Annotated in this window: 7 protein-coding genes; 3 read left to right on the top strand and 4 right to left on the bottom strand. The window is 74.6% G+C overall.

The features are described from left to right. Nucleotides 1–318: 318 nt before the first annotated feature. Nucleotides 319–3,510 (top strand): ATP-binding protein, encoded by a 3,192-nt coding sequence (locus ACWERV_RS33780; RefSeq protein WP_452940425.1) that lies wholly within the window; start codon nt 319–321, stop codon nt 3,508–3,510. Here ACWERV_RS33780 and ACWERV_RS33775 read toward each other — a convergent pair. Continuing rightward, a complete protein-coding gene (locus ACWERV_RS33775; RefSeq protein ID WP_398174430.1) occupies nt 3,446–4,240 on the bottom strand; it encodes an ABC transporter permease in 795 nt (264 codons plus the stop codon). The two genes, ACWERV_RS33780 and ACWERV_RS33775, sit on opposite strands and share 65 nt — an antisense overlap. Beyond that, nucleotides 4,237–5,262, bottom strand: coding sequence for an ATP-binding cassette domain-containing protein (locus ACWERV_RS33770; RefSeq protein ID WP_452940423.1), 1,026 nt, complete (start codon nt 5,260–5,262; stop codon nt 4,237–4,239). Before ACWERV_RS33770 ends, ACWERV_RS33775 begins: the two co-directional genes overlap by 4 nt. 258 nt (nt 5,263–5,520) lie before the next feature. On the opposite strand from ACWERV_RS33770, the gene ACWERV_RS33765 reads away from it, so the two are divergent. Both ACWERV_RS33765 and ACWERV_RS33760 read left to right on the top strand, forming a co-directional pair. Next, complete coding sequence (locus ACWERV_RS33765) at nt 5,521–7,020, top strand: hypothetical protein (RefSeq protein WP_452940421.1); 1,500 nt, start codon at nt 5,521–5,523, stop codon at nt 7,018–7,020. Nucleotides 7,021–7,107: 87 nt separating this feature from the next. Then, the gene (locus tag ACWERV_RS33760) at nt 7,108–7,329 is read left to right on the top strand and encodes a DUF4287 domain-containing protein (protein WP_452940420.1); all 222 of its coding nucleotides are present in this window, start codon (nt 7,108–7,110) and stop codon (nt 7,327–7,329) included. 46 nt (nt 7,330–7,375) lie between these two features. Here ACWERV_RS33760 and ACWERV_RS33755 read toward each other — a convergent pair whose 3' ends face one another. Both ACWERV_RS33755 and ACWERV_RS33750 read right to left on the bottom strand, forming a co-directional pair. Then, nucleotides 7,376–8,287, bottom strand: a complete 912-nt coding sequence (locus tag ACWERV_RS33755; protein WP_452940418.1) for a hypothetical protein — start codon at nt 8,285–8,287, stop codon at nt 7,376–7,378. A gap of 189 nt (nt 8,288–8,476) precedes the next feature. Then, nucleotides 8,477–9,097: a DUF998 domain-containing protein gene (locus ACWERV_RS33750; RefSeq protein WP_452940417.1), complete on the bottom strand. Its 621-nt coding sequence runs from the start codon at nt 9,095–9,097 to the stop codon at nt 8,477–8,479. Nucleotides 9,098–9,591: the final 494 nt, after the last annotated feature.

Here is a 9,591-nt window from a genome sequence, read left to right as displayed (position 1 = left end):
GAATGCGCGTACGACCTCACCCGCACCCTCGACGGAGTCGATGCGCATTCCTGCGGGGGCACCCCGCACCGTCCCCCTCCGGGGAGCGTCGGCGGTCGTCCCGCCGGTAGGGGTCGAGGATGGCTCGCCCGGCGGGGCAACCGCACCCCGCACCGTCCCCCTCCGGGGAGCGTCGGCGGCCGTCCCGCCGGTAGGGGTCGAGGACGGCTCGCCCGGCGGGGCAACCGCACCCCGCACCGTCCCCCTCCCGGGCAGGAGAAGCGGCTGGCCGCCGGTGGGGGGCGGGGAGCTTGACCGGCGGGGCTAGTCTGCGGGGTTGTGAGGATTGAGTTGACGTTGTTGTCCCGCGTGGCCTTCCAGGGGAAGGAGATCACCGCTCCCCGGCTGCGGGGGCTGCTCGCGCTGCTCGCGGGGGATCAGGGGGCGGGGTGCAGTGCGGGGCGGCTGGTGGAGGGGTTGTGGGGGGAGGAGGAGCTGCCTGACCGGCCGGCGAAGGCCGTGCAGGTGCTGGTGTCGCGGCTGCGGGCGCAGCTCGGTGCGGATGTGGTGGCGACGACGCCGACGGGGTATCGGCTGACGTTGGACGAGGAGCAGGTGGATGCGTCCGCGCTGCTGCTGTGTGCGGCGCGGGCGCAGGAGTGTGCGCGGCGGGAGGACAGCGCGGGGGTGCTGGCGGCCGCGGAGGCGGGGCTGGCGTTGTGGGACGGGGGCGGGGACCGGGGGGAGGATCCGGTGGGCTCGCTGCGGGCGGATCGCGCGGCCGCGTACGAGGCGTTGTGGCGGCGGCGGGCGCTGGCGTTGGCGCGGCTGGGGCGGCGGGCGGAGGCCGTGGAGCCGCTGGCGGTGGTGGTGGGGCGGGCGCCGCGGGACGAGGAGGCGTTGGCGGAGTTGTTGCGGGCGGAGGCGGCGACGGCGGGTCCGGCGGTGGCGCTGGCGCGGTATGACGCGTATCGCAGGGGGTTGCGGGACGAGTTGGGGGCGGATCCGGGGGCGGGTCTGCGGGCGGTGCACGCGGAGTTGTTGCGGGCGGAGGCGCCCGCGGTCCGCAAGGGGGTGCCGCATGAGCCGAACGAGCTGGTGGGCCGGGAGGCGGATGTCGCGGCGGTGACGGAGTTGCTGCACGTCTCGCGGGTGGTGACGGTGGCGGGTCCCGGCGGGCTGGGGAAGACGCGGTTGGCGCAGGTCATCGCGCGGGAGGCGGACCAGCGGACGGTGTGTTTCGTGCCGTTGGCGGGTGTGTCGGCGGACGCGGACGTGGCGGGTGAGGTGGCGGCGGCGCTGGGTGCGGCGGATCCGCGGGGGCAGGGTGCGGCGGGGGCGATCGCGGCGGGGCTGGGGCAGGGTCCGGCGCTGCTGGTGCTGGACAACTGCGAGCAGGTGGTGGCGGGGGTCGCGGAGCTGGTGCGGGCCCTGGTCGCGCTGTCGCGTGATCTGCGGGTGCTGACGACGAGCCGGGCGCCGCTGGGGCTGACGTCGGAGGCGGTGTACGCGCTGCCGGAGCTGGACCGGGCGCATGCGGCGGAGCTGTTCGCGCAGCGGGCGCGGGCGGCCCGTCCGGGGGTGGAGCTTCCGGCGGCGCAGGTGGCGGAGCTGTGCGCGCAGTTGGACGGGTTGCCGCTGGCGGTGGAGCTGGCGGCGGCGCGGGTGCGGGCGCTGTCGGTGCCGGAGATCGCGCGCCGTCTGGGGGACCGGCTGCCGGATCGTTTCGCCCTGCTGCGGGGCGCGGCCCGTGACACCCCGGAGCGGCACCGCACGCTGCACGCGGTCGTGGAGTGGAGCTGGAATCTGCTGGAGGAGGACGCGCAGGGGGCGCTGCGGGCGCTGTCGGTCTTCCCGGGCGGTTTCACGGAGGACGCGGCCGCGCATCTGCTGCCGCCGCACGCGGACGTCCTCGGCATGCTGGAGCAGCTCGCGGACCAGTCGCTGCTGTCGGCGGCCGACACCGTGGCGGGGCTGCGGTTCCGGATGCTGGAGACGGTACGGGAGTTCTGCGCGGCCAGGCGTGCCGAGGCGGGTGAGGACGCGGAGGTGACGTCCCTGCTGCTGGCGTGGGCGCGGGACTTCGGCCGTACCGAGCACGGTGTGCTGTTCGGCGCCGACCCGTTCGACTCGTGGGACCGGGTGCGGGCCGAACAGGACAACCTGGCACTGGCGTTGCGGCACGCGCTGGCGCGCGGGGACGGCGCGTCGATCGCGTCGGCGGCCGCGGTGCTGGGCGCGATCTGGTCGACGGGCTCCAACTACGGCCGCCTGGTGGCGCTCGCCGCCGACACCGGCCCGCCGCTGTCGCACTACGTCCCCGAGCCGGAGTACGTGGAGGTGGCGCGTGCGGCGGCGGCGGTGTGCACGGCGACGCTGTTCATGGGCATGGGCCCGCGCGCCCTGCGCCCGCTGATCACGCTGCGCCGCCTGCCGCAGGCGGAACCGGACACCCTGGTACGGGCGTTGGCGCGGGTGCTGTGCGTGATCCCGGATCTGCGCGCGCCCGGCTACGAGGCGCTGCGCGAGCTGTGCGCGCGGGACGACCAGCCGCTGCTGGCGGGGGTCGCCGAGTGCGTGGCGAGCTACGTGTGGGAGTACGAGGACGGGCCGGTGGCCGCGCTGGCCGCCGCGCGGCGGGCGCTGGAGTGCCTGGAGCCGCTGCACCACCCGCTGCTGCGGATGCTGTGCCATGCCCGGATCAGCGAGCTGTCGCTGCGGATGGGCCACGGCGAGGAGGCGTACCAGCACCTGCTGGCCACGCTCGCGCAGCAGCAGGCGGTGGGCGACCGTACCGACACCATGAACGTGCGCGGCGCGCTCGTGCTCGCGTGTTTGCAGCGCGGCGCCGTGGACGAGGCCGAGCAGTGGCTGGAGCCGCAGGCCGCGCGGGACACCGCACCCGACGAGGCCGAGGCGGTCGCGGACGCGGGCGCCCTGGCGGCGCGGGCCGGGATCGCGCTGGCGCGGGGGCTGACGGAGCTGGGCCTCGGGCTGTGGCGGGAGTCGGTGGCGGCGCTGGATCCCGCCCTGGGCGAGCAGCACGGCGTGGAACCGTACCTGGACCCGTGGGCCTTGCAGATGCAGGCCGCGGCGCTGAGCGCGCACGCCCGGTGCGGGCGGGTGGAGCCGGTCGCGGGGCTGGTGGCGCGGCTGCGGGCGTGGCTGGTGCGGATGCTGACCCCGCACGACGGGCGGCCGCCCGTCCCTGCGGCCGAACTGCCGGTCTACGGAACGGTGCTGCTGGCGCTCGCGCACGCGGCGCTGGTGGGCGGTGACGCGTCGGCGGCGCGCTGGGTGGCGCTGGCCGAACGGCTGGGTGTGCTGGGGGAGTTGCAGCCGCCCGCGGCGGTGGCGGAGGCGCGGGCGGCGGCCCGGGACGCCGACGGGGCGGCGTACTCCGGCGCTGTCGCGGAGTACGCCGCCCTGGGGCGGGAGGAGTTGCGGGCCGCGGCGCTCGCCGCCGTCACCGCGCGCGGGACGGGTCGCGCTGGAACAGACGCGTCGACCACCAGGCGCCGAGAGCGGTGAGGGCGACGCCCCAGCCGACCGCGAGCCATCCGTTGTGCCCGATCGGCGTGCCCAGCAGCAGGCTGCGCAGCGACTCGATGAAGGGCGTGAAGGGCTGGTAGTCCGCGAACCAGCGGAACCACCCGGGCATCGAGTCGACCGGCACGAAGGCGCTGCCCAGCAGCGGCAGGATCATCAGCGGCAGCCCGACGTTGCTCGCGCCCTCCGGGTTGGGCGAGGACAGTCCGATGCCGACGGCGAGCCAGGTCAGCGCGAGGCCCACCAGCAGCGTCAGACCGAGCGCGGCGAGCCAGTCCAGCGGCGAGGCGTCGGTGCGGAAGCCGATCGCGAAGCCCACGCCGATGACCAGGACGACGCTGATGAGCACCTGGAGCACGCCGCCCACGACGTGCCCGACGAGGACGGAGCCGCGGTAGATCGCCATGGTGCGGAAGCGGGCGATGATGCCCTCGGTCATGTCGGTGCACACCGACACCGCGACACCGAGCGAGGCACCGCCGATGGTCATCATGAGGATGCCGGGCACGACGTAGGCGATGTAGCGGGCCCGGTCGGGGTGCCCGCCGAGGCCGGAACTCATCACGTCGCCGAAGATGTAGACGAAGATCAGCAGCAGCATCACGGGTGTGAGCAGCAGGTTGAGCGTCATCGACGGGTAGCGGCGGGCGTGCAGCAGGTTGCGGCGGACCATCGTGGACGAGTCGCGCACGGCCAGGGACAGGGTGCTCATCGGGCGTTCTCCTCGGCGGACTTGGCGGGTGCGGGTGCGGGTGCGGATGTGGGTGCGGGGACGGTGGTGCCGGGTCCGGTCAGGGCGAAGAAGACGTCGTCCAGGTCCGGTGTGTGCACGGTCAGTTCGTCGGCGGCGACCTCGGCGGCGTCCAGCCAGTCGAGGATCGCCCGCAGTTCGCGCTGCGTGCCGTCGCTCGGGATCTGCAGCGCGAGCGCCTCGTCGTCGCGGGAGGAGCCGGTGAGCGCGCGGGCGGCGGCCTCGTACGCGGCCGGGTCGGTGAAGCGCAGCCGCACGTGCCCGCCGGGCACGAGCCGCTTGAGCTCGTCGGCGGTGCCCTGCGCGACGAGCCGGCCGCCGTTGAGCAGGGCGATGCGGTCGGCGAGTTCGTCGGCCTCCTCCAGGTACTGGGTGGTGAGGAAGACGGTCACACCGCCCGCGACCAGTTCGCGGACGATGCGCCACATCGCGTCGCGGGCGCGCGGGTCCAGCCCTGTCGTCGGCTCGTCGAGGAAGATCACCCGTGGTTCGCCGACGAGCGTCATGGCGATGTCGAGGCGCCGCCGCATACCGCCGGAGTAGGTCGAGGCGGGCTTGCGCGCGGCCTCGGTCAGGTCGAAGCGCTCCAGCAGTTCGGCGGTGACCCGGTGGCGTTCGGTACGGCCGAGGTGGTGCAGGTCGGCCATCAGCAGCATGTTCTCCTCGCCGGTGATGAGGTTGTCCACCGCCGAGAACTGCCCGGTCACCCCGATCGCCGCGCGCACCGCCTGCGGCGCGGCCACCAGGTCGTGCCCGGCGACGCGGGCCTCGCCGCCGTCGGCGCCGATCAGCGTGGACAGGATCTGCACAGCGGTGGTCTTGCCCGCGCCGTTCGGCCCGAGCAGCGCGAAGACGGTGCCCGCGGGCACGCTCAAGTCGATGCCGTCCAGGACGGTCTTGTCGCCGTAGGCCTTGCGCAGGCCGCGGGCCTCGATCGCGATGTCCGGCGCGGTGCCCGCCGGGGGCTTGGGTGTCGTCGTCATGCCGCAAAGACTGCGGGGGCCCGCATTCACGCCGGTTGCAGCGCGGTTTCAGCGCGGACGAGGGAGGGGCGCGGACTGAAACCGCCGCGCGCGGGGGGGCGGGGGACGGGGTGGGGGACGGGGGCTGCGTCGTACCACCCGAATCAGCCGTCCCAGCGGGCGAGTTCAGCCGAAGTTGCCACAGGCGTCTCTCGCCCGTCGCCCCGCTGCTGGATCGTCGGGGGCGCTCCGGAAGACCGGCCGAGAGGAATTCTTGCCATGCGTGACATGAAGGACATCCGCAGGTCGCACCCCCGCTCCCGTACCGCGGGCCTGGCCCTGCTGCTGGCCGCCGCGCCCGCCCTCGGGCTGAGCGCCTCGCCCGCCGCCGCCTCGTCCGCGACCGGTTCGTCCGGGACCGGTTCGTCCGGGACCGGCTTGTCCGCGACCGCCGCCGGGCACGGCGCGCACCACCTGCCGTCGGTGACCGTGCGGCGCGGCGGCCCCGCGCACACCGTGCACGTCACCGCCGACCGCAGCGGCGAGGCCGTCGTGACGCTGTCCTCGCGGGCGCCCGGCATCTCCTGGGGCACGAAGGGAGCGGAGTCCGCGGTGGTGTCCGCCTTCGTGGACGGGCGCTACGCCACCGACATCGTGATCCCCTCCGACCAGCCGATCACCCGCGACTTCAGCCTCGGCCACCTCACCCGCGGCCGCCACACGCTGGCCTTCCGCTTCGCCGCCGACCGTTCCCCGCGCGCCGCGACCCGCGCCGTCCTCGGCGGCATCGGTCTCACGGTCTACGGCGAGACCACCGACATGGGCCTGATCCTGCGCAACGCCCCCGTGCTGTACGGCCGCAACCTCCCCGACCTGGGCACGCCGTTCCAGAGCAGCACCACCGACGCGCCGCTGTACGAGTACCACGAGGTGCTGCCCGCGACGACGCCCGGCCACAAGGTCCTCCAGTACACCGTCATCTGGACGAACGAGGACGGCGGCACCAACTCGCCCGCCCTGATGGCCCGCTGGGGCCGTACGACCGACATCGAGTGGGCCTACGACGTCGAGGTCGACGCCCAGGGCGAGCCGGTGCCCGGCACCGGCGTCTACCAGGCCGCCAACCACCAGACGCTGGTCTTCGCGGGCACCTACGAGGGCGACCGGCCGCGGCTGGAGACGTGCACCTCCAACAACAACCTGTGCGACACCGTCGACGACCCCATGCGCTTCTCGCCCGCGCCCGTGCAGGAACTGCCCGCGGGCCAGCCGCGCGAGCACATGATGGACGTCAACCCGTGGCTCTACCCGGTCATGGCGCAGGAGATGACCCGCGAGGGCAAGATCGAGTCGCCGTCCAGCCCCGCCACACCGGAGCTGGGCGACCAGCGCACGTATCTCTACCTCGCCGTCGCCCACACCGCGACGCCGTCCACCGACGCGGGCGCGGTCGGCCTGTCCGTCGGCGTACGCCTCAAGGGCGACCCGACGCTCTACCGCTCGAACCACGTCGACCCGACGTGGTCGATCACCCGCGAGGGCACCGCGGCCACGACCGTCGAACTCCCCGCGGGCACCACGCAGTCCGACATCGCCGAGATCGTCGCCCTGCGCACCCCGGTGACCGAGACCGGCGCGAGCCTGACCGTCACCGCCGTCACCCGCGCGTTCTTCCTCCAGGACGACTACCTGCCCGCCGACTCCTTCCTGAGCTGGACCGGCTCCACCGTGCTGACCCAGGCCGCCCCCGAGGCACCCCTCTACACCGCCGCGGGCTGAAAACCGGGGTGGCGGCGACCGATGAGTCCGGCGCCGCCGCCCCGTCTACCCTGCGACCGCGAACGACCGTCCCGCAGGGAGACGCACATGACCACCACCGCACCCGCCGCCAAGGGCCCCGCGAGCTACTTCCCCTCCATCGAGAAGAAGTACGGCCGCCCGATCGCCGAGTGGCAGCAGCTCATCCGCTCCTCGCCGCTGACCCGGCACATGGAGCTGGTCGGCTGGCTCAAGACCGAACACGGCCTGGGCCACGGTCACGCGAACGCCCTCGTGGCCGCGACCCTGGCGCAGGACGCCGGCCGCTGACCGCCGGCCGCTGACCGCCGGCCGCTGACCGCCGTACGGGGAGGGGTCAGGTGGTGGCCGTCGCCGAGCCGCCGAGACTGCTGCGGACGGTGATCGACCCCGGGTTGTCCAGCCACTGGTGCTGGGCCTCGTACGTGCCGCCGCCCTTGGCCGTGAGCGGGAACATGAAACTGTCCGACGCGGTCAGGTAGACGCCCAGGATCGCGTTCGGGTCGCTGCTGGTCGCGGTGATCTTCAGCAGGCCCTTCTTCCACTCCGCGCTCTTGACCGTGACCTTGTCGGTGACCGGCGGCGCGGTCGCCGGGACGACCGTCACCGTGCCGGACGCGCTGCCGCCGTCCGCCGTCGCGGTGACGGTGACGAGCCGGTCGCCCGTGACGGCCGAGGTCGAGACCGGGAAGGGCGTCGTGTCCGAGCCCACGGTGGCGAGCACCGACTCCGGCACGCTCAGCACCGCCGGATCGCTGCTGACCAGGTGGATCAGCCCGGTGTTCGGGTCCGCGGCGCCGGACAGCCGCACCTTCCCGGTGGCGAGGCCCCCGCCGGGGATCGGCGCGGGCGTGAACGTCACCGCGACCGCGACCGGCCCCGACGGCACCGGGTTGCTGTTCAGGCACGGCGTCGCGGTGACCCCGCCCGCGGTCGCGCCCACGCACGCGAACTCGCCGGAGCCGTGGAAGACGAAGGTGGTGACCGTGAAGGTGGCGCTGCCGGAACCGGCCGGTACGGTCACGGTCGCCGGGACCGTGAGCACGGACGTGTCGGTGCTCACCAGCGAGACGACCGTGTCCGTGTCCACCGGCGCGACCAGGGTGACCGTTCCGGTGGCGGGCTCCCCGCCGGTCACGGTGTGCGGTGAGATCTGGGCGTCCGCCAGGACCCCGGCGGTCCCGGCCGCCGCGTCCGGCGCGAGGGTGAGGCCCCCCGCGCCGAGCGCCACCAGCGCGGCGACGGCCACGCCCAACCGGCGGACCCGGCCCCCTAAACCACCTGCGGCAGGAATCGTGCGCACGTGAACCTCCCCTGACGGCGGCCCCCCGCCGGGCTCGGCGGGGGTGTCCCGCAGAGGTACGGGCGGGGGGCCCGGGTAGTTCAACGCTCACGTATTTTTTCCGGGCACCCTTCCCGCTCCCGGTGGCGCCGCCGCCTACACCGGCATCCGCGGGCCCGCGCCCGTCCCCGCGCCCGGCCGGTGGCGCAGACACGAGATGACCACCACCACCGGCCACACCGCCGTCGCCGCCGTCACCACACGCTCCGCCACACCCGCCGGGCCGTGCCGCTGGTTCTCCACCACGAACCACGCCGCCCCCAGCAGCATCAGCCCCGTCACCGCCCACGACGGCGCCAGCCGCAACCCCCACGGACCGCCCGCCGGCCTCCGCCACGCCGCCAGCACCGGCCACAGCGCCAGCAGCGCGAAGCCCACCGTCACGACCGACCCGTGCGACAGCGACCCGCCGGTCGCGGGCGCCGGGAAGAGCGCGAGCAGCATCGCCGACACCCCGCCGCCGCCCAGCGCCAACCGCCCCGCCAGCGCGGCCGCCCGCAGGCCGCACGCCGTCGCCAGATGACACAGCCCCAGCGCGAGCAGCGTCGCCGTCAGCGCCCAGTAGGCCTCCTGGTTGTCCGCCGCGAGGACGCTGATCGTCTGCTTCACCGGGTTGTAGTCCGGCCCCTCCACGACAGCGGCGGTCGCCGAACCGCCCAGCAGAAGTACGGGAGCGGATCCGGAGGAGAGCACCGCCCACCACGTCACATGTCCCATCGGACCACCGTAAAACGCCCCTCCCGCGGCTGGGGTGACCTTCGGCCGGAGGTGGGCCTGTCGCTCCGCGAGGGGCATGGTGCGGTTCGCCGCGCGACCTTCCCTGCGGTGGGGGCTGAGCGCTCCGTTCTCCCCCAGAGCTTCGCCTGGGAGGTGCCCCCACGCGCCCCTTGGCTTGCCCGGCGGGGCATCGCGCTCTCCCTCCGGGGGCGGGTCGGGTGCCGCCACGGGGCACCTCCTCGGAATGCGCCTTCGCCCTCCTACCTGGTCGGTGAGCCACCGACAGCGCATTCCTGCGGGGGCACCCCGCACCGTCCCCCTCCAGGCCGGTTCAGCGGCTGCCTGCCGGCGGGGGGTGATGTGCGCGGGGTGCGGGCACCCGTTTTCCACGGCGCTGGGCGCGGTTGCGGGGCGAGCGCACTCGTTTTTAGGGGCGCGGGGAACTGCGCGCTCAGCCCCCACCGGGGGGAAGGCGAGCTGTCACCGCAAGTGGC

Source organism: Streptomyces sp. NPDC004031 (assembly GCF_053604375.1).
The sequence above is the reverse complement of the archived record's forward strand: the minus strand, read 5'-3'. Positions and strand labels throughout refer to the sequence as shown.

Coding starts and splice junctions, on each gene's coding strand:
- ACWERV_RS33765 (WP_452940421.1), top strand. CDS start 5,521: ATGCGTGACATGAAGGACATCCGCAGGTCGCACCCCCGCTCCCGTACC.
- ACWERV_RS33770 (WP_452940423.1), bottom strand. CDS start 5,262: ATGACGACGACACCCAAGCCCCCGGCGGGCACCGCGCCGGACATCGCG.
- ACWERV_RS33750 (WP_452940417.1), bottom strand. CDS start 9,097: ATGGGACATGTGACGTGGTGGGCGGTGCTCTCCTCCGGATCCGCTCCC.
- ACWERV_RS33775 (WP_398174430.1), bottom strand. CDS start 4,240: ATGAGCACCCTGTCCCTGGCCGTGCGCGACTCGTCCACGATGGTCCGC.
- ACWERV_RS33760 (WP_452940420.1), top strand. CDS start 7,108: ATGACCACCACCGCACCCGCCGCCAAGGGCCCCGCGAGCTACTTCCCC.